A 24,569-nucleotide genomic window follows, 5' to 3' on the forward strand; every position below is an offset into this window, starting at 1 on the left:
CCGGGCAGCATAGCGACCGCGGCCGTCGCCTACTTGAGCAGCCGCGACATCCGCCGGTCGGCCAGCACCTTGCCACCGGTCTGGCACGTCGGGCAGTACTGAAAAGACTTGTCGGCGAAGGAAACTTCGCGCACGGTGTCCCCGCACACCGGGCAGGGCAGACCGGTGCGCGCATGCACCCGCAGTCCGGAGCGCTTCTCGCCCTTGAGCGTGGCCGCCCCCTGGCCCACGGATCGGCTCACGGCGTCCCGCAGGACGGACACCATCGCGTCGTGCAGGGTGGTGAGCTGCTCGTCGGTGAGCTTGCCCGCGGTGGCGAACGGCGAGATCTTGGCCACGTGCAGGATCTCGTCGCTGTAGGCGTTGCCGATGCCGGCGATCACTTTCTGGTCGGTGATGACCGTCTTGATCCGCCCGGTATTGCCGGCCAGCAGTCCGGCGAGATCGTCGGCGCTGAGCTCGAGGGCGTCGGGGCCGAGGGCGGCGATCCCGGGCACCAGTTGCGGATCGTCGACGAGCCACACGGCCAGCCGCTTCTGGGTGCCGGCCTCGGTGAGGTCGAAGCCCGGCGCCTCGCCGGGCGCGCCGAGGTGCACCCGCAGCGCGATCGGGCCCTTGCCCGGCCGCAGCGGCGCCGCGGCCAGCTTGTCGGACCAGCGCAGCCAGCCCGCCCGCGACAGGTGGGTGATCAGGAACAGCTCTCCCGCCTGCAGCCCGAGGTACTTGCCCCAGCGCTGGGCCCCGGTCACGGGTCGGCCGTGCAGCGCGGTGGGCGGCGGGTCGAAGGTTTTCAGCACGGACAGCGCGCCGACATCGACGCGACCGATCGTCAAGCCGACGGCATGGCGGCGTAGATGGTCGGCCAGCGCTTCGACCTCGGGCAGTTCGGGCACGCCCTTCAGTCTGCCGGTCTGAGTAAATAGGTGTCCATGATCCAGCCGTGGCGCGCCCGCGCCTCGGCCCGCAGCGCCGCGATGCGCGGGCCGACCTCGCCCACGGTGCCCGTCACCAGCAGCTCGTCGGCGGTGCCCAGGTAGGCGCCCCACCAGATCCGGGTGCGCGGCGGGCAGACCTGGAAGGAGCATTCGGCGTCGAGCATGACGACCGCGGACCCGTGCAGCCCGTGCGCGCGCAGCTTTCGGCCGGTGGTGATGAGGACCGGTTCACCGACCTCGTTGAGCGGGACGCGGTGCCGGGCCGTCAGCGCCTGCACCGCGGTGATGCCGGGGATGACATCGAAGGTGAACTCGAGCTCGGCGGCTTCGGCCTTGATGGCGTCCAGGATGCGCAGCGTGCTGTCGTACAGCGACGGGTCGCCCCAGGCCAGGAAGGCCCCGACCCCGTCGGGGCCCAGCTCGTCGGCGATGGCCGCGGCCCAGACCCGCGCCCGCGCGGCATGCCAGTCGGCAACGGCCTCGCGGTAGTCGGGATCGGCCGACCGCTTGGGGTCGGGCAGCTCGACGAAGCGGTAGCCCGGGTCGCGGATGAACCGGGCGCAGATCCGCCGTCGCAGCGCGACCAGGTCGCTTTTCGTCTCGCCCTTGTCCATCGCGAAGAACACGTCGGTGTCGTTGAGCGCGTCGATCGCCTGAACGGTCAGGTAGTCGGGATCACCGGCGCCGATGCCGATGACGTGGATATGCCGGCTCACGACTGCCTCCCGATGCTCGTTGCCCGCCACATTGCCGAATCGCAACCGTCGACCCCTAGTCGGGTCCACAAGTACCCAGTACCATGGGTACCGTCTGCAGCTCCCAACGAAGGGACCCCGCGATGACCTCAGCTGTGAAGCCAGGTGGGCCGAGTCGTGAAGAGTTCTCCGAGCGCCTGCTCAGGGGCTCGGTGAAGAAGTCCTACGAACCGATCGTCGACATCGACTGGGACGCCCCGCTGGACCCCGACAAGTTCTACCTGCCGCCGCGGCTGGTGTCGCTCTACGGGACGCCGATGTGGGACGAGCTGACCCGCGAACAACAAATCGAGCTGTCCCGCCAGGAGCTGGTCAACACGCTCTCGGCCGGGATCTGGTTCGAGAACATGCTCAACCAGTCGCTGCTGCGCACGATCCTGCACGAAGACCCCACCAGCTCCTCGACCCACTACAAGCTGACCGAACTCGGTGACGAGACCCGTCACATGGTGATGTTCGGCAAGGCCATCGAGCGCATCGGCGCAAAGCCGGTGCGGCCAAGGCTGTTTCACCGCATGATCATCAACGCGCTGCCGCTGGCGTTTCAGCGGGGCTCGATGTTGTGGGTGGCCGCCCTGATCGGCGAAGAGATCTTCGACTCGCTGCAGCGGCAGATGATGGACGACCCCGAGTTGCAGCCGATCATCCAGCGGCTCATGCGAATTCACGTCACCGAGGAAGCGCGCCACATCCAGTTCGCCCGCGACGGCGCCCGCAAACGCGTCGCCGAGATGCCCCGGCTCAACCGCTGGTTCATGGCCAACATCAATGGGCTGGGCGGGTACTTCTTCAACTACCTGTTCAGCAACCCGATCCCGTATGCGCGCTCCGGCCTGGACCCGAAGCGGGCGCGACGGATCGCGCGGACCAGCCCGCATCGCCGCGACATCCAGGTCGCCGGTTTCGCCCCGCTGGCGGCGTTCCTGACCGAGGTGGGCCTGCTGGGCCCCATCGCCCGCCGCGGCTGGAAGCGCAGCAGATTTCTGTGACGCGGCCGCGCGACCCCGCCGAGCCCCGCCACCCGATAGCCATCCTCGGCGCGCACCCCGGCGTCCAATCGGCGTTGCTGCGCGCCGGTGTCAGCGATTTCATGGCCCTCGACGGGCCGGCCGCCGAGGTCCGGTCGAGGTTCGACGAGGGCACCGACACCTGGATGCTGACGACGGCCGGCGGCGAGGATGTGCGGGCGCGGGCCGTCATCGCCGCGGACCGGCCGCCCTTCGTCCCTTGGCTGCCGGACATCGCCGGCCGCGACGCCTTCCTCGGCGAGTCGTTTCACGCTGCCGAGTGGGCTCCCGGCTTCGATCCGTCCGGCAAGCGCCTCGCGGTGGTGGGCACCGACGCCACCGCCGGCCACCACATCGGCCGGCTGATCCAGACGGCGGCATCGGTCACCGTCTTTCCCCTGTCCCCGCGCCGCGTGGTCACCGAGGTCCCGCTGTGGTCGACCCGGGTCCGACGCTGGCTGGGCCGCCGCGTCCGACCGACCGCCGAGCGCCCTTCGGTCAGCGTGGCCGGGTCGGCGATCGAGGCCGTGACCGCGTCGGGCATCGGCACTCACGACGGCGTCGATCACCCCGTCGATGCCATCGTCTACGGCACCGGGTTCTCGATCCGTGACGAGCCGGCCGATGACACGCTCGTCGGCGCCGGCGGGCTGAGCATCCGGCAGGCATGGCAGGACGGCATGGAGCCGTTCTACGGCGTGGCGGTTCGCGGCTTCCCCAATTACTTCTTCATCACCGGGCCCGACGCCGGCGCCCAGGCGCGCTACATCGCCGAATGCCTCCGGCTGATGAAGCGCACAGCCAGCCGCCGCATCGAGGTGCGCTCCAGCAGCCTGCGAGTCTTCAACGAGCGGGCGCAGCTGACGCCCGACCCGGCCCCTCCGGTGGCGTCCGCCTTCGACCTGTCGTCCGCCGCGCCCGATCGCGACGACACCTATGACGGCGCGGCGACACTGGAAATCGCCGGCGCCACCCATCCCGTGCGCGTCCGGCTGACCGGCCACCTCGACCCGATCGACGGCCGCTACCACTGGCAGGGGACGGTGTTCGGTTCGCCGTCGCGGCCCCTGCCGGACGAGGTGCTCAGGCAAACGCGGTCCGCGACGTTGACGGTGGGCCGGCGCAGCGCCGCCGCGCGGATCGTTGAGCAAACGCCGTGGGGGACGCACTCGGTGACCGGGGTGGGTGCGCCGCCGTACGCGCGCAACTGACATTCGCGCTGCTCATCGCGCCGTTTTGCGGCGCGTTCCGGGCGTTTGGTCGCCCCGAGAAAGTGGTAACCCCGGGGGATGCGCGTGCGGCGCAGCGGATTCGAACAACATGGTGGGCGCGGTAGTGGCGGGGGCCTCGAGCGGGTGGGGACGGGCACGCGACTCACTCCTATCGCGTTGCGTGCCGCGCGCGTCCGGTACACCATCCCCCCAAAGCCGCGCTTTCCAATGGCGTGCAGGCCGCTCGACCCGAATTAGACTTTTGCCGCTGAGGGCGGATACTCAAGCAGTTGGCCCGGCAGTAATTTCGAGGAGTGGCGATGGAACCGGACGACAGGACCCAGCCGGCAAGCCGTATTGCGACGTCCCCGTCGTTTCTGATCCAGCCGCGTGTCCGGTCGCCGCGCCACCCTCGGCCGTCGACGGCGAAGGGGCCGCGGTGGTGAGCAGCGTAGCTGAATCCCCCAGCACACTGGCCGTCGCGACGCGGACAGATCAATCGGTGGTCATCCTGACGGTCGACGGTGCGCTCGACACCACCAATTCCGCGGCTCTACGCGACCACATCTTGAAGGCCACGCTGGACGGGCCCACCGCCGTCATCGTCAACGTCTCCGCCCTCAAGGTCCTCGCCGAATCGGCGTGGTCGACGTTCATCGGCGCACATTGGCAGATTCGCGACAATCCGAACGTTCCGGTCATGCTGGTCTGCGCGCACCGCGGCACGCGGGAGGCGATCACCCGCAGCGGCGTCGCCTACTTCATGCCGGTGTACTCGACGGAGAAGGCGGCGATGAAGGCGCTCAGCCAGCAGAGCCGGCGTGCCGTGCGTCGCGCCGACGCGCAGCTGCCCGCCGACCTGACCAGCCTGCGGGAATCACGCCGCCTGGTCCGTGAGTGGCTCACCGCGTGGTCGCAGTCCACGCTCATCCCCGTCGCGTTGGTGGTGGTCAACGTGTTCGTCGAGAACGTGCTGGAGCACACCGCCAGCGTTCCGGTGGTCCGGATCGAGAGCCATGGCGCGACGGCGACCATCGCGGTGTCCGACAGCAGTCATGCCCCGGCCGTGCGGCTGCCGTCGCCGGCGAAGGGCATCGACGTGTCCGGCCTGGCGATCGTCGACGCGTTGTCACGCGCGTGGGGCAGCACGTCCACCTCGGCGGGCAAGACGGTGTGGGCGGTCATCGGCCCCGAAAACCAGCTCTGACGCCTTATTGTGCTGGGAACCCGGGCACGGGTAGAACTAGAACACGTTCTAATCTCGTGTGACGACCCGTTTCCAGGAAGGCAGATGACGTGCGGTTCACTTACGCGGAGGCGATGACCGACTACCGGTACTACATCCCACTGGCCCAGGCGGCCGAGGCCGCCGGCTACCACGCGATGACGATCGCCGACAGCATCGCCTACCCCTTCGAGTCCGACTCGAAATACCCCTACACCCCCGACGGGGATCGCGAGTTCCTGGACGGCAAGGAATTCATCGAAACCTTCGTGCTGACAGCGGCATTGGGCGCGGTGACGACGAAGCTGCACTTCAACTTCTTCGTCCTCAAGCTGCCCATCCGGCCGCCGGCGCTGGTGGCCAAGCAGATCGGTTCGCTGGCCGCGCTGACCAACAATCGGGTGGGCTTCGGTGTCGGCACCAGCCCGTGGCCGGAGGACTACGAACTGCTGGGCGTGCCGTTCGCCAAGCGCGGCAAGCGCATGGACGAATGCATCGAAATCATCCAGGGGCTCACCAGCGGCGACTACTTCGAATTCCACGGCGAGTTCTATGACATCCCGAAGACCAAGATGACCCCCGCTCCGACCCAGCCCATCCCGGTCCTGATCGGCGGGCACGCCGACGCGGCGCTGCGCCGGGCGGCCCGGCTGGACGGCTGGATGCACGGCGGCGGCGACCCCGAAGAACTCGACGGGCTCATCGCCAAGCTCAAGCGGTACCGCGAGGAAGCGGGCAAGACCGGGCCGTTCCAGATTCACGTCATCTCGGCCGACGCCTACACCGTGGACGGCATCAAACGCCTCGAAGACAAGGGCGTCACCGACGCCATCGTCGGCTTCCGCATCCCCTACATCAAGGGCAAGGACACCGAGCCGCTGGAGAACAAGATCCGCAACCTCGAGATGTTCGCCGAGAACGTCATCGCGAAGGTGTAGCGGCGGTCGCAAGCGCCGCGAAGCCGGGCGCGGCGGGCCGCCGCCGTCGGGCCCACCGTCACAGCGGATCCCACTTCGGCGCTCGCTTCTCCCGGTGCGCCTTGGCCGCCTCGGCCGGGTTGTTCGTGAAGCCGCTGAGGATCTGGGTGCGGTTCTCGATCTCGATGGCATGCCGCAAACTGGGCGCATCCAACGCGGCGTTGAGGCCGGTCTTGGTCTGCCAGACGCCGTAGGCGTTGTTCTCGGCGATCGAGCGGGCCATTTTCAGCGCGGCCGCCATCAGGCCGTCGGGGGCCACCACCTCGTGCACCAGCTTGATGCGGTAGGCCTCGGCCGCGTCGATGATGCGGCCGGTCAGCATGAGTTCCCGGGCCACTCCCGCGCCGACGATCTTCGGCAGCAGGTAGCTGGTGCCCATGTCCATCGACGAGAAGCCCGCCTTGATGAACGCCGAGGAGAACCGGGCCCGATCGGAGGCGACCCGGACGTCGCAGACCAGCGCGAAGGCCAGCCCTCCCCCGACGGCCACGCCGTTGACCGCGGCGATCACCGGGATGGGCAGCTCGTAGATGCGGGTGAACAGCTCCGCCAGGCGGACCTGCGAGTCGTAGTTGACCTTGAACGGCGGGGTGGACGGACTGGGTTTGGTCCACGGCTCGCCGGTGCCGCTCAAGTCCGCCCCCGCGCAGAATCCGCGTCCGGCGCCGGTCAGGATCGCGGCGCGGAACTCGCCGCCGCCCAGCGCGTCCAAGGCATGGTCCACGCCGTCGATCAACGCCCCGTCGATGGCGTTGAGGCGCTCCGGCCGGTTCAGCGTGATGCGGGCGATGCCGTCTTCGACGGTTTCCAATTCCACTGCGGGCATGGCAGAAACCGTAGGCGACGCGGATGTTCACTGAGGGGCATACGGTGGTTTGGCCGCCACATCGAAGGAGAAGCCATGGCACGAACCGAAGGTGACAGCTGGGACCTGGCCAACAGCGTGGGCGCGACGGCCACCATGGTCGCCGCCGCCCGCGCCGCCGCGAGCAAGCGTCCGCAGCCGGTCATCACGGATGACTTCGCCGAACCGCTGGTGCGTGCCGTCGGATTGGACGTGTTCACCAGGCTCGCCAGTGGCGAACTCGATCCCGACGACCTCGAGAAGGACGTCGGCTTTCACCGGATGGTGGACACGTTCGCCGCCCGCGCCCGGTATTTCGACGACTATTTCGCCGCGGCCGGGCAGGCGGGGCTGCTCCAGGTGGTCATCGTGGCCTCAGGGCTGGATTCCCGCGCCTACCGGCTGCGCTGGCCGATCGGGACGACGGTCTACGAAATCGATCAGCCCGAGGTGATCGCGTTCAAGGCCGCGACGATGTCGGAGATCGGGGCGGCACCCACCGCCAAGCTCCGCGAGGTCGGGATCGATCTGCGCGAGGATTGGCCGGCGGCGCTGCAGGAGGCGGGCTTCGATCCGGCCCATCCCACGGCGTGGCTCGCCGAGGGCGTGCTCATCGGATGGCTCCCGCCGGAGGCCGAGATCCGACTGCTGGACTCCATCATCCCGCTGTCGGCCGAGGGCAGCCGGTTCGCCGCCGACTACGGCACGGTGACCGGCACCTCGCCGGCGGCCCAGGAACAGGCTCGGCTGATGACCGAGGGCTGGCGACGGCAGGGACTCGAGATGGACCTGACCAGCTTGACGTATCCAGGCGAACACACCGACGTCGCCGCGCATCTGCACGCGAACGGCTGGGAAACCACCGAATCCCGGCTCGCCGACCTGTTCGCCGCCGCCGGGTTGCCGGAGTTGGGGCCGTCGGCGTTGCAGGTCCCGTCCACCACGATCAAATTCGTTCGGGCCGTGCGGCTTTAGGCGCGCTTGGCCAGCCACTCGGCCTGCATCACCAGTAGGGCCATGACCTCCAGCTGCGGGGTCTCCGGGTCGAGCTCGCGGTACCGCTGATAGACGTTGACGACGACGCGCTCGGCGTCCAGCCAGGACGCGTACTCGCCGAGATCGATGGTGTCGGCCGCCTCGGACCACGTCAGGCCGCGGCGGTAGGCGGCCTCGGCTTGTTCCGAGACGTGGGCGAGATACCCACGCACAGCACGGATTCCGTCGGGATCACTGACGGGGCCATGTCCTGGCACCACCGTCGGCGCGTCGAGCGCGATCATCGCATCGCACGCGGCGATCCAATTGGCGATCGGGCCGGCCCACACGATCGGGGTGCAGCCGATGAACAGCAGGTCGCCGCCGAACAGCACCCCGGCATCGGGCACGTGCACCACCGAATCCGCGGCGGTGTGCGCGGGACCCAGGTTCAGCAGGTCGACGCGCCGCCCGCCCACCTCGATGGTCAGCTCGCGGCCGAACGTCTGATCCGCGTTGCGCACCGTGATGCCGCTGAAGTCGAAGTACCCGAAGCGATCTCGGGTGTAGGGGGTCGCGACCGGCCCGAGGTTCGCGGTCTGCGCCATCGCCAGCATCTCGGGAGCCATCCCGTGTGCGATCTCGTCGGCCGTTCCCCGCGCCGCGATGATCCGCACGGAGGGGGCCAGCAGCTGGTTGCCGTGGGTGTGGTCGCCGTTGGAGTGGGTGATCAGCGCGTCGGTGATGGGCGCCGACGAGGTGATGTCGCGCATCGCGGTGAGCATCTCGCGGGTCAAGGCCAGGTCGAACAGGGTGTCGACGAGCAGGGACGCCCCATCGCCGGCGACCAGCCCGGCGTTGCTCCAGCCGTAACCGCCGTCCGGCAACGTCCACGCCCACACCCGGTCGGCGACCGCGTGCAGGCCGCGGGTGTAGGGCACCTTGGCGGGCGCTCGGTTGACCCGCCGCGGGGCGGGCGCGGCGTCCGGATTGGGCCGAACGGCCAACGGGTGTGGTGCGGGACCGGCACGCACGGTTTGTCTGGTCTCCCCGAGCCCCTGGACCTGGAGCGTGACGACGTCGCCGTCGCGCAGCCAGCCCGGGAACGAGTCGAGCGCCGTCGGATCCAGATGCTCGACCAGTGTGCAGGTCGGCACGGTGCCCGAGCCGATGACGTCGCCGGGGACGAGCGTCACGCCGCGCGAGGCGTAGGAGATGACTTCGCCGAAGGTCCAATCCATTTGGGCGGTCGACCCCGACCCGATCACGGCGTCGTTGACCAGGGCGGTCACCCGCAGGTCCAGCCTGCCGTCCCGCCGGTAGGGTTCGAGTTCGTCGGGCGTCACCAGGAATGGGCCCAACGTGACGCCGCTGTCTTTGCCCTTGCCCTGCCCGATCCCCAGTTGGCTCTCCAGTTGCTGCAGGTCGCGGGCGGACCAGTCGTTGAAGATGGTGTAGCCGATGATGGCCCGCTCGGCCTCGTCCACCGTGAGGTCCCGCCCGCCGGTTCCAATGATCGCCGCAATCTCCAATTCGAAGTCCTGCCAAGCACTTCCGGGCGCGGTCGGGGCATCGTCGTAGGGTCCCAAAACCGTTGCCGGGCAGGCGAAGTAAAAGGCCGGTATGCGGTACCACGTGTCGGCGAGTGTTCGGCCCGCGCCCAGCGCGGCCTGGCAGTTGCGCATGTGGTCGAGAAAGCACAGCGAATCGCGGATGGACGGCGGGCGCGGGATCGGCGCCAGAAGCCGCACCGCATCCAGGGGCACTGTCGCCGCCGGCGCACGCAGCGCCTCCTCACCGGCCGCGCGCAACCCGTGGGCGCCGCGACCGATCAGGTCGAGCAGCGTCACGCCGGCGGGCATCGCGTGGATGGCATCACCGGAGAGCACCCCGGTGCGTTCACCCTCGGTGCCAACGTAGGTCACCCATTTCATTCGCGCACCACCTCACTCGGTTCCTTGTCCGGCCGCAGCCCACGCCAACTCGATTGGCGCAAACGGTCATCCGGGGTCCACTCGCTGTAGCGCACTTCGCCCACCAGCACCGGCCGGACGTACGTCACCCCCCTGGCCTCGCTGCGCGGAAGCGGTGGAGTGAATGGAGATTGGTCGGTGTGCAGCGGCGCCAGCGTCTTCTTCAGGCTCGCCAGGTCACGTTCGGTGAACCCGGTACCGACCCGCCCGGCGAAGCGCAGACCACCGTCGGCGGGGATGCCCATCAGCAGCGAGCCGATGCCGCTGCTGCGTCCGCCCTCCCCGGCCTTCCAACCACCGATGACGACTTCCTGGGTGTTCCAATGCTTGTCCTTGATCCAAGACGCCGAGCGCCGGCCCGGCTGATAGGTGGAGTCGCGTTTCTTGGCGACCACGCCCTCCCAGCCGTGCTCGGCGGAGTGCTCCAGCGCCTGTTTCCCGTCGCCGGGCAGCAGCTCGGGGACGATGAGGTCGCTACCGCCGGCCAGCGTTTCCAACAGCTTTCGGCGGTCGTGGTAGCGGGCCCGCAGCAGCGAACGGCCGTCGAGATACAGCAGGTCGAACGCCCAGAACTCCACGCGGCTGCCGCGGCCGCGGTTCTGCATCGCGTGAAAGCTCGGCACGCCGGAGCTGTCCAGCACGACCGCCTCCCCGTCGAGGACCACGTGATGGTCGGCGAGATCGGCTGCCAGCGCCCGTAATTGGGGGTATTCGCCGGTGACCTCCCGGCCGCGCCGGGACCGGACCCGCAAGTCTCCATGGTCGATCTCGACCAGCAGCCGGTAGCCGTCCCATTTGCCTTCGAACGCCCATTGGCCGGCCTTGCACGCCGCGACCGAGCCGTGGGTGGCGAGCATGGGCGCTATCCCGTCGAAATCGAAGACCTTCTGGTCCTTCATCCGGTGCGCCAGCCACTGTTCGCCCTTGGTTTGGATCAGCGCATAGCGGCCGGACACCTTGCTGCCGTGCAGGTTGACGATGACCTCGTCCTCGCGAAACTTCTCCGCCTCATACGTTCCGGAATCCCAGATGATCACCTTCCCGGCCCCGTACTCCCCTGTGGGGATGTTGCCCTCGAACGTCGCGTATTCCAGCGGATGATCCTCGGTGTGGACCGCGAGGTGGTTCACCGATGTGGTTTCGGGCAGGTTCTTCGGCACCGCCCACGACACCAGCACGCCGTCGCGCTCCAGCCGGAAGTCGTAGTGTAGCCGCCGGGCGTGATGCTCCTGGATGACGAACGAATTGCCTTTACCCGTAGCAGGTTTCGTCCGCGGCACCGGCTCCGGGGTTTTCGATGCGTCGCGCATGCTGCGGTACTTGGTCAGCCGGTCGGGGACGGCGACGTCCTTGTCCAGGGCCGCCAGCAGATCGCCGTCGCGCGCCACTCGGGCCAGCACCTCGTCGTAACGCAGTTGGCGCAGCGACGCCGGGTCCTCGATCTCCTCCCAGGTGCGCGGCGCCGCGACCGTCGGGTGTTCGCGCCCGCGCAGGGAATACGGTGCGATGGTCGTCTTGGATCCGTTGTTCTGGCTCCAGTCGAGAAAAATCTTTCCCGCCCGCAGGCTGCGGGTCATGGTGGACGTGACCAGCGTGGGCATCGACTTTTCCAGTTGCTGGGCAACCCGTTTCGCCAACACCGTCGCACCCTTGCTGCTCACCGGCTCAGCCAGCGGCGCGTAGAGGTGCAGGCCCTTGCTCCCGCTGGTGAGCGGGAACAGGGTCAGCCCGATCCCTTCGATGAGGTCGCGGACGGCGTGGGCCACCTCGGCCAGCTGCGCCATGGTCACCCCCTCACCGGGATCGAGGTCGAACACCAGTCGAGTCGCCGGGCCGGGCTTGAGTTCTTCGGCATGGCGCCGCGTCCACTGGGCGACGAACCGCCACTGCGGCACATGCACTTCCAGCGCGGCCTGTTGCGCGATCCAGGCCAGCCCCTCGGGGCTGTCGATGATCGGATACGTCGTGGTGCCGGACCGGTGCGTGACACTGGCGCGTGGCAACCAGTCCGGCGCCGACGAGGCCAGCTGCTTCTCGAAGAAGGCACCCTGCTCGACGCCGTTGGGCCAGCGCTTGCGGGTGGCCGGGCGCCCCGCGATGTGCGGGATCATCACCGCGGCGATCTGGGTGTAATAGTCGAAGACGTCCCGCTTCGTGGTCCCGCTGGCGGGGTAGAGCACCTTGTCGGCGTTGGTCAGCTTCACCCGCGGTGCCATGTCGTCAACCTACGCGTTTGAACAGGGCCTCTTGTTTCCCACCACGGATTATGTCTCAAACGTAAATTTCTGTGACGTCAACCACGAAGGCGTTAGACCCGCTGGCGCGTCGGGCACGGAATACCGATGCGCATAATCTCCCGGCGTCCAGAAGGCGGCGTCCCCCTCAGCAATGCCACCCTGCAACTGCACTCGAAGCGAATCGCGGTACCCACGTACGAAAGGTCGGCCCTTCGGCGCGGTGTCGTTCACATCGGCGCGGGCAACTTTCACCGCGCACATCAGGCCGTCTACTTCGACGACCTTGCCCGCTCGGGCATTTCGGATCGCTGGGGTGTTACCGGCGTCAGTCTGCACTCGCCGAACGCCAAAGACATGTTGGCGGCGCAGGACGGGCTCTACACCGTGGTACAGCGCGGCCATGACGGCCAGACCGCCCGCGTGGTCGGCTCGATCGGCTCCGTCCATTACGCACCGAACGATGGCGCAGCGGTCCGCGCCGGCCTGGCAGATCCCCAAACCCGCATCGTGAGCCTGACGATCACCGACAACGGCTACTTCCTGGATCCGGTGACCGACGAGTTCGATGCCAACCACCCTGACGTCCGCGCTGACCTGGTCGCGTCCGGCAGCTATGCCACCGCGTGGGGATATCTGGCCGAAGCTCTCGACCGGCGCCGCCGCGCGGGCGTCGCGCCGTTCACCGTGCTGTGCTGCGACAACATTCCTGGCGACACCCGACCGGCGAAAACCGCCCTGGTGTCGTTCGCGGCCATGAGGAACCCCCGGCTTGCGCGCTGGATCGAAAGAAATGTCGCTTTTCCGTCGACCATGGTCGATCGCATCACCCCGCAGACCTCGAAGTCGGAGCGCGCGTTCGTCGAGCAGACATACGGCGTGGCCGACAAATGTCCCATCGTGACCGAGCCGTATCGCCAGTGGGTGATCGAGGATTCGTTCAGCAACGGGCGGCCGCCGCTCGAGGAGGTTGGCGCCGAATTCGTCGCCGATGTCAGCGACCACAAGCTGATCAAGACGCGTCTGCTCAACGGAACCCATATCGCGCTCGCGTGCCTGGCCACGCTGGCCGGCTACCAGCGCACCGACGAAGCGATGCGGGACCCCGTCATATTCGACTACGTGGAGAAGCTGCTGCGCGACGAAATTCAGCCACTGTTACCGGCAGTCCCCCGGATGAACACTCCCGAATACCGGGCCACCTTGCTCGATCGGCTCGGCAATCCCCGCATGAGCGACCAGTTGTCGCGGCTGGCCCGGCGGGGAACGGGCAAGATCACGTTGTTTGTGTTGCCCTCCCTGCGCGAGGCGATCGCCCAGGGCAGACCGCATACGCTGCTGATGTTGGCCGTTGCCGGATGGGCCCGGTATATGCGCGGCCACGACCTGCAGGGGCGCAAGCTCCGCCTGGAAGACTCGCAGGCGATACCGGTGGCTAGGTTGGCCAACATGGCAACCGGCAACCCCGATCCGCTGCTGCGACATGCGATGTTCGCCGAACTACGCGCTGTTCCCGGCTTTGCGGAGCGGCTCGGCGAGATGATTGCGCGCATCGATACGCGCGGTGTGCTGCCCACGCTTCGTGACGCGATGCGCAACGACGAGAGGGAGTTGGTGTCCTGATGAGCGGCGGCCTGACATTTGTGCGCACATTCGATCCGGCGCAGATCACGACTTTGCTGTGTGACGCCGACGACAACCTGTTCGCTTCGGAGAGGCCGGCGTTCGAGGCGTCGACGGAGGTGATGAATCGTTTCCTGGCCAGGTTCGGCGTGAGTGCTCCGCTCGACTCGGAGGAGCTGCGTAAGCGCGCCGTCGGGAAGAACTTCCGCGCCATGGCTCTAGACCTGGCGGTCCAGTGCCACCTGCCGCTCGACCAGACGTTGGCCGACCGCCTTCCCGCGGCGGTGATCGCCTCGGCCGGCGAGCTGGCGAGCGGAAACGCGTTGTCCGCCGACGAACTCGAGCAGTGGGTGCGTGAAGAGCGCGAACGCGTCACCGCTCATCTGGCTGTCACCCTGATCCCCGACCCGCAGGTGCTGGACCCGCTGCGAGACCTCGCGCCGCACTACGCGCTCGCGGCCGTCAGCTCCAGCGCCACCAACCGCCTGCGTGCCTGCTTCGCCGCCACCGGCATCGACTCGCTGATACCGGAGACTGTGACTTTCAGCGCGGAGGATTCGCTTCCGGTGCCGACAAGCAAACCGGACCCGGCGGTTTACCTGCATTCCGGCCGGGCAATGGGCGTGGCAGCAGAACAGGGGCTGGCCATCGAGGACTCCGTGGCCGGCGTCAGTTCCGCGGTCGCAGCCGGCTATGCCACCGTGGGCAACCTGATGTTCGTGCCACCCGACGAACGGGATTGCCGCCGAGCGGATTTGATCGATGCCGGCGCGGTGGCGATAACCGATTCGTGGCGTGCGCTTGCTGATGTCCTGCTGTCGTCGGCCGTGCCGGCTGGAGGTCCCCGAGCCACGTAAGGCGTCGGCCCCCTGGACAGTAGCGATCCGGGCGGTGGGCCCGGGGAGGAGGTGGCCGACGATGGCCAACGCAGTCAGTTTGAACAACGCGTCGCTCTCCAGGCTGCCGATCGACGCGCCGAAATATGACCGCGGCAGCGTCCGCGTCGGAATTGCGCATATCGGCGCTGGTCACTTCCATCGGGCGCATCAGGCCGCCTACATCAACCTGCTGCTGCAGCAAGGCCTGGCGCACGAGTGGGGCATCTGCGGGGTGGGGGTGATGCCCGCCGACTGGACCATGCGCGATGTCCTCAATGATCAGGACGGGCTGTACACGCTGATCTTGGAGAATCCGAACGGCAGCCGGGATGCCCAGGTGATCGGCTCGATCATCGATTACCGCTACGCCCCGGACGATCCGGAGTCAGCGCTGGAGGTCCTTGCCGCGGCATCGACCCGGATCATTTCGCTGACCATCACCGAAGGCGGGTACCGCGATCCCGATGGGCCGGCGTTCGCGTTGATCACCGAGGCGCTCCGCAGGCGGCGCGATCGAGGAGTCCCCGCCCCGACTGTCGTCTCCTGCGACAACATCGAGAACAACGGTGACGCCGCCAGGCGCACCGTGCTCGCCAGCGCCGATCGCAGAGATCCCGCGTTGGCCGAGTGGGTGGCCGAACACGCCCGGTTCCCCAGTTCGATGGTTGACCGCATAACTCCGGCAACGACTTTGGAGATGGCCGCGGAAGTGCGGCGCGACTTCGGCGTCGACGACCGGTGGCCGGTGGTGGCCGAACCCTTCACCGCCTGGGTGATCGAGGACGACTTCGCCGATGGCCGTCCCCCGCTGGAGCAAGCGGGGGTGCTGATGGTCGGCGACGTGCGCCCCTACGAGCTGATGAAGCTGCGGCTCCTCAACGCGGGGCATCAGTGCCTGGCCTACTTCGCCCATCTGTGCGGCTTCCATTTCGTCCACGAGGCGGCCCGCGATCCCCTATTCGCCGAATTCCTGCTCTCTTACTTCGATACCGAGGCCGTCCCCACCCTGCCGCCGGTGCCGGGAATCGACCTGCACAACTACGGCCGCACACTGGTCGAGCGGTTCGCCAACCCGGCCGTGCGCGACACCGTCGCGCGCCTGTGCGCCTACTCATCGGACCGGATCCCGAAATGGCTCTTTCCCGTCATCTGCGACAACCTGGCTGGCGGTGGGCCGGTGCAACTCGCGGCCGCGGCGGCGGCCAGCTGGGCGCGCTACGCCGAGGGCATCGACGAATGGGGTAACCCGTACGAGGTGGTGGACCAGCTCGCGGATTCGCTCATCCCGATCGCCCGGTCGCAATACCAGAATCCCACCGCGTTCATTGAGGTCACCGCCGTGTTCTGCGATCTGGCCCACCAACCGCGGTTTGTCGAGGCGTACTGCTGGGCGCTGGATTCGTTGCACAGCAAGGGAGCTCGAGCGACGCTGGAGGCGTTGGTGCGATGACCCGCGGCCTGGTGATCGGCGAGTCGCTGATCGATATCGTCGGCGGCGACGAGCATGTCGGTGGGAGCCCGCTCAACGTCGCCGTCGGGCTCGGCCGGCTGGGCCGCGACGTCGACTTCCTAACCCACATCGCCGACGACCGCTATGGCCGGCGCATCGTCGACTGCGTGAAATCTGCTGGCGCACAGCTTGTCCCGGGCAGCATTGCGGCTACCCGGACACCGACCGCGGTGGCGACGATCGCCGGGGACGGGTCGGCGGACTATGTGTTCGATCTGGACTGGCGGCTCTCGGGCGCACTCGAAGTTCCGCCGCCGCTGTTCGTGCACACGGGGTCCATCGCCGCCGTCCTCGAGCCAGGCTGCCTGGCGGTCGAGGCCTTGATCGACACCTACCGCGTCTCGGCTACGGTCAGCTTCGACCCGAACGTGCGGCCGTCGCTGATCGCCGACCGCGAATTGGCCCGTGCGCGGATCGAGCACCTCGTCGAGCACAGCGATCTGGTCAAGGTCAGCGATGAGGACCTGCGCTGGATCGACCCCGACCGCGAACCCGAGCAGACCGCTCGAAGCTGGCTGGCGTCGGGACCGGCGATCGTGGTGGTGACGATGGGCGCCGGAGGCTCGCTGGCGTTGTGCTCGGCCGGCGAGGCGCGCGCGGCCGCCAGGCCGGTCCGGGTGGTGGACACCGTCGGTGCCGGCGACGCCTTTACGGTCGGCCTGCTCGACGCGCTCTGGGGCATGGAGTTGTTGGGCTCCGACCGCCGGGCCGCCCTGCACGGCATCCCGATCGACGTCCTGGCGGAAGCGCTCGAGGCGGCCAGCGTGTCGTCGGCCGTGACCGTGGGCCGTGCCGGGGCGAACCTCCCCGACCGCGCCGAGCTGGCCCAGGCAAACCGGCCGTAGCCTCCCGGCAGGTGTCGATGCGGTCACGAGCTGCGGCGCAACGGACCCGCGTCCTGTTAGCCGGCGAACAGTATGGGCATACTGACTTACATGCGCTCCATCTGGAAGGGCTCGATCGCATTCGGGCTGGTCAACGTCCCGGTGAAGGTGTACAGCGCCACCCAGGACCACGACATCAAGTTCCATCAGGTGCACGCCAAGGACAACGGCCGCATCCGGTACCAACGCGTGTGCGAGGTGGACGGCGAGGTCGTCGAATACCGGGACATCGCCCGCGCCTTCGAATCCGACGACGGCCAGATGGTCATCATCACCGACGACGACATCGCCACCCTGCCGGAAGAACGCAGCCGCGAGATCGAGGTGCTCGAGTTCGTTCCCGCCGAAGAGGTCGACCCGATGCTGTTCGACCGCAGCTACTTCCTCGAGCCCGACTCCAAGTCGTCGAAATCCTATGTGCTGCTGGCGAAGACGCTCGCCGAAACCGATCGGATGGCCATCGTGCACTTCACCCTGCGCAACAAGACGCGGCTGGCGGCGTTGCGCGTCAAGGACTTCGGCAAGCGGGACGTGATGATGGTGCACACACTGCTGTGGCCCGACGAGATCCGCGACCCTGACTTTCCGGTGCTCGACAAGGAGGTCGAGATCAAGCCCGCGGAGCTGAAGATGGCCGGCCAGGTGGTGGAGTCGATGGCCGAAGACTTCAATCCCGACCGCTACCACGACACCTACCAGGAGCAGCTGCAGGAGCTGATCGACGCGAAACTCGAAGGCGGCGAAGCCTTCACCACCGAGGAGCAACCGAAGGAACTCGACGAGACCGAGGACGTCTCGGACCTGCTGGCCAAGCTCGAAGCCAGCGTCAAGGCGCGCTCCGGCGACGGCAAAGCTCCCGCCAAGAAAGCGCCGGCCAAGAAAACGGCCGCCAAGAAGACCACGGCAAAGAAAGCACCGGCCAAGAAGGCACCGGCGAAGAAGGCCGCGTCGAGGTCGTGACGCGGATCCCGCGGGCGTTCAGCGCCGGCGGGTCGCCACGAACCGGGTCGCCCCGGCGATCAGGTTGATCACGGCGACCATGATGATCAGGCTCAGCGCCGCACCCCAGATGCGCAGGAAGCCAGCGTGCTCGGGGTTGGTGAGTTCGGTATAGATCAGCAACGGCAGCGAGGCCATGTTGCCGTGGAAGACGTCGAGATTGATCGACCGGCTGTAGCCGACCAGGACCAGCACCGGAGCGGTTTCGCCGATCACCCGCGCCACCGACAACAGGATGCCGGAGACGATGCCGGGCATCGCGATCGGAAAGACGATCCGCATGATGGTCTTCCATTTCGGAACGCCGAGGGCGTAGCTGGCCTCGCGTAGGTCGTCGGGCACCAACCGGAGCATCTCCTCGGTGGACCGCACCACCACCGGCAGCATCAGCAAGACCAGCGCCAGCGACACGGCGAACGAGCTCTGCTGGAATCCCAGGGTGGCGATCCAGAGGCTGAAGACGAACAGCGCCGCCACGATAGAGGGCACCCCGGCGAGCACGTCGACCATGAACGTCGTCAACCGCACCAGCCGGCCGGAGCCGTATTCCACCAGGAAGACCGCGGTCATCAGGCCCAGCGGCACGGACATCAGCGCGGCGACCCCGGCCTGCACCACGGTTCCATACAGCGCGTGATAGATGCCCCCGGCGAACTGCTCCGGCAAAATCCCGCGCAGCGAGTGGGTCCACCAGCCCATCCGGGTGACCGCGTACCAACCGCGGTCCACCACGACCGAGAGCACCCAGACCAGCGGCACCAGCGCGATGAGGAACGAGGCGACGAAGAATATCGTCGCGGCGTTGTTGGTGAGCCGGCGCCGGATGCTGACCGGCCGGAACGCCTGGGCTTTGACCGGCCGGTCGAACGCCTCGACCGGGTGCGTCATCCGTTGACCTTCCCGCCGGCGATCGCGCGGGCCAGCGCGTTGACGACGAACGTCAAGACGAACAGCGCGAACCCCGCGGCGATGTAGGCGCCGGTGGGCAACGGTTCGCTGAATTCGGCCGCCGCGGAGGCGATCTTGGAGGCGAACGTGTAACCGCCGTCGAACAGCGACCAGCTCCCCGCCCGCGCGGCAGAACGCAAAATGATCAGCACCGCCACCGTCTCACCGAGCGCACGGCCCAGCCCCAGCATCGAGGCCGCGATGACACCGCTGCGGCCGAACGGCAGCACCGTCATCCGCACCACCTCCCACTTGGTGGCACCCAGCGCTTGCGCCGCTTCCATCTGCATGGGGGGGGTTTGCCGGAACACCTCACGCGAGACCGACGTGATGATCGGCAGGATCATGGCCGACAACACGATGCCCGCCGTGAAGATGGTGCCGCCACCGGCCAGCGACACGTTTCCCTGCTTGAACAGGAAGAACCAGCCCAGGTTGCGGTTGAGGAACGCCGCGACGGGCTCGATCTTGGGCGCGAGCACGAAGATCCCCCACAACCCGAAGATGATCGAGGGCACGGCGGCCAGCAGGTCCACGATGGCCCCGAACGGGCGGGCCAGCCGCTTGGGCGCGTATTGGGTGAGAAACACCGCAATCCCGACCGCGACCGGTACCGCCAGGACCAGCGCGGTGATCGAACTCAACACGGTCACCATGAACAGGTCGCGGATGCCGAACGCGAGCCTGCCCGGTTCGGTGGTGCTGAACTGGGCGCTCGTGAAGAAGTTCGCGTGGTTGGCACGCAAGGACGGAACCGCACGAATCAGCAGGAACACCGCGATCAGCAGGATCGCGGCCACGATCGTCGACCCGGCAGCGGCAGCCGTCAGCTTGAACAGTCGGTCGGCCCGTCGAGCTGACGACGCGCCCAGCGCCTTGAGCTCGGGTTTCTTCGGAGTCGACGGGCTGGCTACCGCTCCACGGGTCACGACCACCTCAGATCACGTGATGGCGTTGATCGAAGCCGACAGTCTGGACTTGAACGAATCCGGGATGGGGATGTACCCATTGTCGGCCAGGCCACTCTGCCCCGCACCGATCGTACTTTCCAGGAAAGCCTTCACCGCCGTACCCACCTGGGAATCGGGATACTTCGAGCACACGATCTCGTACGTCGCCAGCACGATCGGGTAAGACCCCGGCTGGGTCGGCTTGTAGAAGGAAAGCGTGTCGAGCACCAGGTCGTTGCCCTGCCCGCTGATCTTGGCCCCGGAAATCGTCTTGCCGACCGAGTCGGAGCTGATGGCCACGGCGTCCGGACCGGCCGACGTCACGACCTTGGCCATGTTGAGCTTCTGCGCCTCGGCGAACGACCACTCGTTGTAGGTGATGGATCCCTCGGTGGACTTGATCGCCGCCGACGTGCCGTCGTTACCCTTGGCGCCCTCGCCGACGCCGCCCTTGAACGTCTTCCCCGCGCCCTTGCCCCACGCGCCGTTGGATGCGGCGTCGAGGTACTTCTGGAAGTTGTCCGTGGTGCCGGACTCGTCGTTGCGGAACACCACATGAATCGGCTCGGCGGGCAACGTGACGCCGGAGTTCAGCGCCGCAATGGCCGGGTCGTTCCAGGTCGTGATCGCGCCGTTGAAGATTTTCGCCGCCGTGGGACCGTCGAGGCTCAGCGAGCTCACGCCCTTGACGTTGTAGGTGATGGCGATCGGGCCGAATACGACCGGCAGATTCCATGCCGGCGAGCCGCACCGCTGCTGCGCGGCAGCGTATTCCTTGGGGGCAAGCGGCGAGTCCGAGCCACCGAAATCGGTTTGATTGCCGTTGAATTCACTGATTCCCGCGCCCGAGCCGTTGGCCGTGTAGTTCAACGTCTGGCCGGGGCAAGCCTGCTCGAAGGCGTTGACGAAGCGGGTCATCGCGTTGGCCTGGGCGGTCGACCCGCTGGCCTTCAACGTCTTCTTCCCGCCACAGCTGACCTTGCCCGCCGACGAGCCGCTGGTCGCGCTTGCGCCGCCCGCGTTGTTGTCACTCCCACATCCCGACAACACCAGCGCACCAGCGGTCACGACGCTCAGCGCGGCACCGAATCGGTTGAGTTTCAAGTCACTTCCTAACGGTAGGGATGAAACATGATTGCCGGCGTTGTCCTCGCCGCTGTCCGGCGACAAGCCGTCTCTTGCAGCAAGGAAGCTAACAGCACGAAGGTTAACGCTGGGCAAATTGCTGTCGGCCGATTGCCGCTGGCCAGGACGGCTTTGCGGGTGGGCGCACGCCACGGCGAGGTGCTCACGAAATGGCGTTGATCGCCGCGGACAATCGGGACTTGAGCGCGTCGGGGACTGGAATGTAGCCATTGTCCGCCAAGCCGTTCTGCCCCGCCCCGATGGTGCTCTGCAAAAAGGCCTTCACGGCCGCGCCGACCTGGGGGTCCGCGTACTTGGAGCAGACGATCTCGTACGTCGCCAGCACGATCGGGTAGGAACCGGGTTCGGTCGGCCTATAGAAGGAGAAGGTGTCGACGACCAAGTCGTTGCCCTCCTCGGTGAAGTCTGCACCGGCGATCGTCTTGCCGACCGAGCCGGCGTTGATCGCCACCGCGTCCGGCCCGGCCGACGTGATGATCTTGGCCATGTTGAGCCGTTGCCCCTGGGCGAAGGACCACTCGGTATAGGTGATCGACCCTTCGGTGGCCCTGGCCGCCGCGGACGCGCCGTCGTTGCCTCGGACTCCCTCACCGACACCGCCGTTGAACGTCTTGCCGATGCCTTTGTCCCAGACCCCATTGGCGGCGGAGTCGAGGTATTTCTGGAAATTGTCCGTGGTGCCGGACTGATCGTTGCGGAAGATCACCCGAATCGGCTCGGCCGGAAACGCGACGCCCGGGTTCAACGCCTGAATGGCCGGATCGTTCCACGTGGTGATGGCCCCCTTGAATACTTTCGCGGCGGTCGGACCGTCCAGATTCAGCGACGTCACGCCCGCGACGTTGTAACTGATCGCGATCGGGCCGAACACCACCGGCAAATTCCACGCCGGCGAACCGCAGCGCTGCCGCGCCGCGAAGTATTCGATGGGCGCCAGCGGCGAGTCGGACCCAGCGAAATCCGTCTGACTTCCGGTGAATTCGCCGATACCGGCGCCCGAGCCGTTAGGTGTGTAGTTCAGCGTCTGGCCCGGGCAGGCCTGCTCGAATGCCTTGATGAAGCGGGTCATCGCGTTGGCCTGGGCGGTCGACCCGCTGGCCTTCAGTGTCTTCGTCCCGCCACAACTCACCTTGACGGGCGACGTGCCCGGCCCGGCGCTTTCCCCCGCCCCGTTGTCGTTGCTGCCGCAGCCCGACACCATGAGGGCAACAACGCTCAAAACGCTCAGCGCAGCGCCGAATCGGTTCAGGCCCAATAGGATCCCCAACGGGAAGGATCAAACATGATCGCCACCATTCAATAGCCGCTGCGCGCCGACCAACCGGTCAGCACTAAGGCTAGCGCTGGGTGGATGTTCTCGCAGTGGACGCGAAATCGGGCGGGGCCGTCCGGTACCGCGTTCGGACACAGTTTCGACCGCCCGGGCCGCGCGGGCCCGGACTTGGGCGCGGGGCGTTACATCACCCCACCCATATGCAAAAGTAGAACCTGTTCCAGAAATGCCGCATCCGAGACGGCGGGGCTTGCTACCGTGTCGGCTGACAACTTGGGCGAAGAGAGGCCGCAATGATCCTTGACAGATTTCGTCTCGATGACAAAGTCGCCGTCATCACCGGTGCGGGCCGCGGCCTCGGGGCGGCCATCGCGCTGGCTTTCGCCGAGGCGGGCGCCGATGTCGTCATCGCCTCGCGAACCCAAGCGCAACTAGAAGGCGTCGCCGAACAGGTCCGGGCCGCCGGCCGGCGGGCGCACATCGTCGCCGCCGACCTGGCGCATCCGGAGGTGACCGCGCAGTTGGCCGGTCAGGCCGTCGACGCCTTCGGGAAATTAGACATCGTCGTCAACAACGTCGGCGGGACCATGCCCAACACCCTGCTGACCACCTCGACCAAAGAGCTCAAGGACGCGTTCACCTTCAATGTGGCCACCGCCCACGCGCTGACCGTCGCGGCGGTACCCCTCATGCTCGAGCACGCCGGCGGGGGCAGCGTCATCAACATCACCTCCACGATGGGTCGGCTGGCCGGCCGCGGTTTCGCCGCCTACGGCACCGCCAAGGCCGCGCTCTCGCACTACACCCGGCTGACCGCACTGGACCTGTGCCCGCGCATCCGGGTCAACGCGATCGCGCCGGGGTCGATCCTGACCTCCGCGCTGGACGTGGTGGCATCCAACGACGAGCTGCGCGCGCCGATGGAGAAGGCCACCCCCATGCGCCGCCTCGGTGATCCCGTCGACATCGCCGCCGCCGCAGTCTATTTGGCCTCCCCGGCGGGCAGCTTCCTGACCGGTAAGACGCTGGAGGTCGACGGCGGCCTCACCTACCCAAACCTCGACATCCCCGTCCCGGATCTGTGACCCCTGACCGCTGAGGAGCCCGCCATGGCAATACCCGTCGTCCAGTTGGGCACCGGCAACGTCGGTGTCCACGCCCTGCGGGCGCTCATCACCAACCCGGCGTTCGACCTCAAGGGCGTTTGGGTGTCGTCGGACGCCAAGGCCGGCAAGGACGCGGCAGAGCTTGCCGGGCTTTCCGATGCGACCGGCGTGCTGGCCAGCACCGACCTGGACGCCGTCCTGGCGACCGGGCCGCAATGCGCCGTGTACAACGCACTGGCCGACAACCGGTTGCCCGAGGCGCTCGAGGACTACCGACGCGTCCTGGCGGCCGGGATCAACGTCGTGGGTAGCGGCCCGGTGTTCCTGCAGTATCCGTGGCAGGTGATTCCCGAAGAGCTGATCAAGCCCATCGAAGACGCTGCGCGCGAAGGGAATTCGAGCGTGTTCGTCAACGGAATCGACCCCGGCTTCGCCAACGACCTGCTGCCGCTGGCGCTGGCCGGCACCTGTCAGAACATCCAGCAGATCCGCTGCATGGAGATCGTCGACTACGCCACCTACGACAGCGCCGCGGTCATGTTCGACGTGATGGGTTTCGGGAAGCCGCTCGACGAGATCCCCATGCTGTTGCAGCCCGGCGTGCTCAGCCTGGCCTGGGGTTCGGTGGTACGCCAATTGGCGGCCGGCCTGGGCGTCTCGCTCGACTCGGTCGCCCAGGAGTACGTCCGCGTGCCGGCGCCCGAGGACTTCGACATCGCGTCGGGGCACATCCCCAAGGGCAGCGCCGCGGCGCTGCGGTTCGAGGTGTTCGGCATGGTCAACGGCGACCCCGTCGTGGTCCTCGAACACGTCACCCGGTTGCGCGAGGACCTCTGTCCCGACTGGCCTCAGCCGGCCCAGCACGGCGGGTCCTACCGCATCGAGATCACCGGCGAACCGTCCTACGCCATGGATGTGTGCCTGAGCAGCCGCAAGGGCGACCACAACCACGCCGGGCTGGTCGCCACCGCGATGCGGGTGGTCAACGCGATCCCGGCGGTGGTGGCCGCCCCGCCGGGCATCGTGACGACGCTTGACCTGCCACTGATCACCGGCAAGGGGCTCTACCTGCCCGGGTGATTCGGCCGCTCGGCCATCAACCGCAGACCGTGCCCG

The 24,569-nt window shown here is 67.5% G+C and carries 21 protein-coding genes and 1 pseudogene; 12 read left to right on the forward strand and 10 right to left on the reverse strand.

From position 1 onward, the window contains the following. Positions 1-29 precede the first annotated feature (29 nt). The 3 genes and pseudogenes from G6N37_RS26250 to cobF form a co-directional block, all read right to left on the reverse strand. Positions 30-500, reverse strand: a complete 471-nt coding sequence (locus tag G6N37_RS26250; RefSeq protein ID WP_232075539.1) for a zinc finger domain-containing protein — start codon at positions 498-500, stop codon at positions 30-32. Positions 501-650: 150 nt separating this feature from the next. After that, a pseudogene (locus G6N37_RS26255) lies at positions 651-893 on the reverse strand (DNA-formamidopyrimidine glycosylase family protein); the annotation flags it as partial. 5 nt (positions 894-898) lie between these two features. Further along, the gene (cobF, locus tag G6N37_RS14390; protein WP_163681454.1) at positions 899-1,651 is read right to left on the reverse strand and encodes a precorrin-6A synthase (deacetylating); all 753 of its coding nucleotides are present in this window, start codon (positions 1,649-1,651) and stop codon (positions 899-901) included. 122 nt (positions 1,652-1,773) lie between these two features. Here cobF and G6N37_RS14395 point away from each other — a divergent pair, with 122 nt between their 5' ends. The 4 genes from G6N37_RS14395 (at position 1,774) to G6N37_RS14410 (ending at position 6,071) form a co-directional block, all read left to right on the forward strand. After that, positions 1,774-2,679: an AurF N-oxygenase family protein gene (locus G6N37_RS14395; protein ID WP_163681465.1), complete on the forward strand. Its 906-nt coding sequence runs from the start codon at positions 1,774-1,776 to the stop codon at positions 2,677-2,679. Next, positions 2,676-3,908 (forward strand): DUF4873 domain-containing protein, encoded by a 1,233-nt coding sequence (locus G6N37_RS14400; protein WP_232074990.1) that lies wholly within the window; start codon positions 2,676-2,678, stop codon positions 3,906-3,908. The genes G6N37_RS14395 and G6N37_RS14400 overlap by 4 nt, the downstream gene beginning before the upstream one ends. 442 nt (positions 3,909-4,350) lie before the next feature. Beyond that, a complete protein-coding gene (locus G6N37_RS14405) occupies positions 4,351-5,115 on the forward strand; it encodes an STAS domain-containing protein (RefSeq protein WP_163681468.1) in 765 nt (254 codons plus the stop codon). Positions 5,116-5,204: 89 nt separating this feature from the next. Beyond that, positions 5,205-6,071 (forward strand): LLM class flavin-dependent oxidoreductase, encoded by an 867-nt coding sequence (locus G6N37_RS14410; protein ID WP_163681470.1) that lies wholly within the window; start codon positions 5,205-5,207, stop codon positions 6,069-6,071. 58 nt (positions 6,072-6,129) lie between these two features. Here the strand turns inward: G6N37_RS14410 and G6N37_RS14415 are convergent, their stop codons facing one another. Beyond that, positions 6,130-6,936, reverse strand: a complete 807-nt coding sequence (locus G6N37_RS14415) for an enoyl-CoA hydratase/isomerase family protein (protein ID WP_163681472.1) — start codon at positions 6,934-6,936, stop codon at positions 6,130-6,132. A 75-nt stretch (positions 6,937-7,011) separates the two neighbouring features. On the opposite strand from G6N37_RS14415, the gene G6N37_RS14420 reads away from it, so the two are divergent. After that, positions 7,012-7,929 (forward strand): SAM-dependent methyltransferase, encoded by a 918-nt coding sequence (locus tag G6N37_RS14420; protein ID WP_163681474.1) that lies wholly within the window; start codon positions 7,012-7,014, stop codon positions 7,927-7,929. Here G6N37_RS14420 and G6N37_RS14425 read toward each other — a convergent pair. Both G6N37_RS14425 and G6N37_RS14430 read right to left on the reverse strand, forming a co-directional pair. After that, on the reverse strand, positions 7,926-9,863 hold the full coding sequence (locus G6N37_RS14425) for a fumarylacetoacetate hydrolase family protein (protein WP_163681477.1): 1,938 nt from the start codon (positions 9,861-9,863) through the stop codon (positions 7,926-7,928). The genes G6N37_RS14420 and G6N37_RS14425 overlap by 4 nt on opposite strands. Beyond that, positions 9,860-12,118 (reverse strand): ATP-dependent DNA ligase, encoded by a 2,259-nt coding sequence (locus tag G6N37_RS14430; protein WP_163681478.1) that lies wholly within the window; start codon positions 12,116-12,118, stop codon positions 9,860-9,862. The genes G6N37_RS14425 and G6N37_RS14430 overlap by 4 nt, the downstream gene beginning before the upstream one ends. 126 nt (positions 12,119-12,244) lie before the next feature. Here G6N37_RS14430 and G6N37_RS14435 point away from each other — a divergent pair, with 126 nt between their 5' ends. The 5 genes from G6N37_RS14435 to ku all read left to right on the forward strand — a co-directional run bounded on the left by G6N37_RS14435 (position 12,245) and on the right by ku (position 17,991). Further along, positions 12,245-13,759 carry a mannitol dehydrogenase family protein gene (locus tag G6N37_RS14435; RefSeq protein ID WP_163681480.1) on the forward strand — a complete coding sequence of 505 codons (1,515 nt, stop codon included), beginning with the start codon at positions 12,245-12,247 and terminating at the stop codon, positions 13,757-13,759. Then, positions 13,759-14,616, forward strand: a complete 858-nt coding sequence (locus tag G6N37_RS14440) for an HAD family hydrolase (protein ID WP_232074991.1) — start codon at positions 13,759-13,761, stop codon at positions 14,614-14,616. Before G6N37_RS14435 ends, G6N37_RS14440 begins: the two co-directional genes overlap by 1 nt. Positions 14,617-14,677: 61 nt before the next feature. After that, a complete protein-coding gene (locus G6N37_RS14445) occupies positions 14,678-16,087 on the forward strand; it encodes a mannitol dehydrogenase family protein (RefSeq protein WP_163681482.1) in 1,410 nt (469 codons plus the stop codon). Further along, positions 16,084-16,992 (forward strand): carbohydrate kinase family protein, encoded by a 909-nt coding sequence (locus G6N37_RS14450; RefSeq protein ID WP_163681484.1) that lies wholly within the window; start codon positions 16,084-16,086, stop codon positions 16,990-16,992. Before G6N37_RS14445 ends, G6N37_RS14450 begins: the two co-directional genes overlap by 4 nt. Before the next feature lie 90 nt (positions 16,993-17,082). Then, entirely contained in the window at positions 17,083-17,991 is a 909-nt protein-coding gene (ku, locus tag G6N37_RS14455; RefSeq protein WP_163681486.1) for a non-homologous end joining protein Ku, read from the forward strand. A gap of 18 nt (positions 17,992-18,009) precedes the next feature. On the opposite strand, the gene pstA is transcribed toward ku, so the two are convergent. The 4 genes from pstA to pstS (G6N37_RS14475) all read right to left on the reverse strand — a co-directional run bounded on the left by pstA (position 18,010) and on the right by pstS (G6N37_RS14475) (position 22,329). Further along, the gene (pstA, locus tag G6N37_RS14460) at positions 18,010-18,918 is read right to left on the reverse strand and encodes a phosphate ABC transporter permease PstA (RefSeq protein WP_163681488.1); all 909 of its coding nucleotides are present in this window, start codon (positions 18,916-18,918) and stop codon (positions 18,010-18,012) included. After that, a complete protein-coding gene (gene pstC, locus G6N37_RS14465) occupies positions 18,915-19,913 on the reverse strand; it encodes a phosphate ABC transporter permease subunit PstC (RefSeq protein ID WP_372514676.1) in 999 nt (332 codons plus the stop codon). The genes pstA and pstC overlap by 4 nt, the downstream gene beginning before the upstream one ends. 6 nt (positions 19,914-19,919) lie before the next feature. Then, the gene (gene pstS, locus G6N37_RS14470; RefSeq protein WP_163681490.1) at positions 19,920-21,032 is read right to left on the reverse strand and encodes a phosphate ABC transporter substrate-binding protein PstS; all 1,113 of its coding nucleotides are present in this window, start codon (positions 21,030-21,032) and stop codon (positions 19,920-19,922) included. Between the two features lie 184 nt (positions 21,033-21,216). Then, on the reverse strand, positions 21,217-22,329 hold the full coding sequence (gene pstS / locus G6N37_RS14475; RefSeq protein ID WP_163685065.1) for a phosphate ABC transporter substrate-binding protein PstS: 1,113 nt from the start codon (positions 22,327-22,329) through the stop codon (positions 21,217-21,219). A 311-nt stretch (positions 22,330-22,640) separates the two neighbouring features. On the opposite strand from pstS (G6N37_RS14475), the gene G6N37_RS14480 reads away from it, so the two are divergent. Together G6N37_RS14480 and G6N37_RS14485 are read left to right on the forward strand one after the other, a co-directional pair. Next, positions 22,641-23,432: an SDR family oxidoreductase gene (locus G6N37_RS14480; RefSeq protein ID WP_083167072.1), complete on the forward strand. Its 792-nt coding sequence runs from the start codon at positions 22,641-22,643 to the stop codon at positions 23,430-23,432. Between the two features lie 24 nt (positions 23,433-23,456). Next, on the forward strand, positions 23,457-24,533 hold the full coding sequence (locus G6N37_RS14485) for an NAD(P)H-dependent amine dehydrogenase family protein (RefSeq protein ID WP_163681492.1): 1,077 nt from the start codon (positions 23,457-23,459) through the stop codon (positions 24,531-24,533). Positions 24,534-24,569: the final 36 nt, after the last annotated feature.

This window comes from Mycobacterium seoulense (assembly GCF_010731595.1).
GTDB classification, from domain to species: Bacteria; Actinomycetota; Actinomycetes; order Mycobacteriales; family Mycobacteriaceae; genus Mycobacterium; species Mycobacterium seoulense.

Bases quoted from the DNA above. Each gene is read 5' to 3' on its own strand.
- G6N37_RS14395 (WP_163681465.1), top strand. From the start codon at position 1,774: ATGACCTCAGCTGTGAAGCCAGGTGGGCCGAGTCGTGAAGAGTTCTCC.
- G6N37_RS14415 (WP_163681472.1), bottom strand. From the start codon at position 6,936: ATGCCCGCAGTGGAATTGGAAACCGTCGAAGACGGCATCGCCCGCATC.
- G6N37_RS14420 (WP_163681474.1), top strand. From the start codon at position 7,012: ATGGCACGAACCGAAGGTGACAGCTGGGACCTGGCCAACAGCGTGGGC.
- G6N37_RS14425 (WP_163681477.1), bottom strand. From the start codon at position 9,863: ATGAAATGGGTGACCTACGTTGGCACCGAGGGTGAACGCACCGGGGTG.
- G6N37_RS14430 (WP_163681478.1), bottom strand. From the start codon at position 12,118: ATGGCACCGCGGGTGAAGCTGACCAACGCCGACAAGGTGCTCTACCCC.
- G6N37_RS14435 (WP_163681480.1), top strand. From the start codon at position 12,245: ATGCGCATAATCTCCCGGCGTCCAGAAGGCGGCGTCCCCCTCAGCAAT.
- G6N37_RS14440 (WP_232074991.1), top strand. From the start codon at position 13,759: ATGAGCGGCGGCCTGACATTTGTGCGCACATTCGATCCGGCGCAGATC.
- G6N37_RS14445 (WP_163681482.1), top strand. From the start codon at position 14,678: ATGGCCAACGCAGTCAGTTTGAACAACGCGTCGCTCTCCAGGCTGCCG.
- G6N37_RS14450 (WP_163681484.1), top strand. From the start codon at position 16,084: ATGACCCGCGGCCTGGTGATCGGCGAGTCGCTGATCGATATCGTCGGC.
- ku (WP_163681486.1), top strand. From the start codon at position 17,083: ATGCGCTCCATCTGGAAGGGCTCGATCGCATTCGGGCTGGTCAACGTC.
- pstA (WP_163681488.1), bottom strand. From the start codon at position 18,918: ATGACGCACCCGGTCGAGGCGTTCGACCGGCCGGTCAAAGCCCAGGCG.
- G6N37_RS14480 (WP_083167072.1), top strand. From the start codon at position 22,641: ATGATCCTTGACAGATTTCGTCTCGATGACAAAGTCGCCGTCATCACC.
- G6N37_RS14485 (WP_163681492.1), top strand. From the start codon at position 23,457: ATGGCAATACCCGTCGTCCAGTTGGGCACCGGCAACGTCGGTGTCCAC.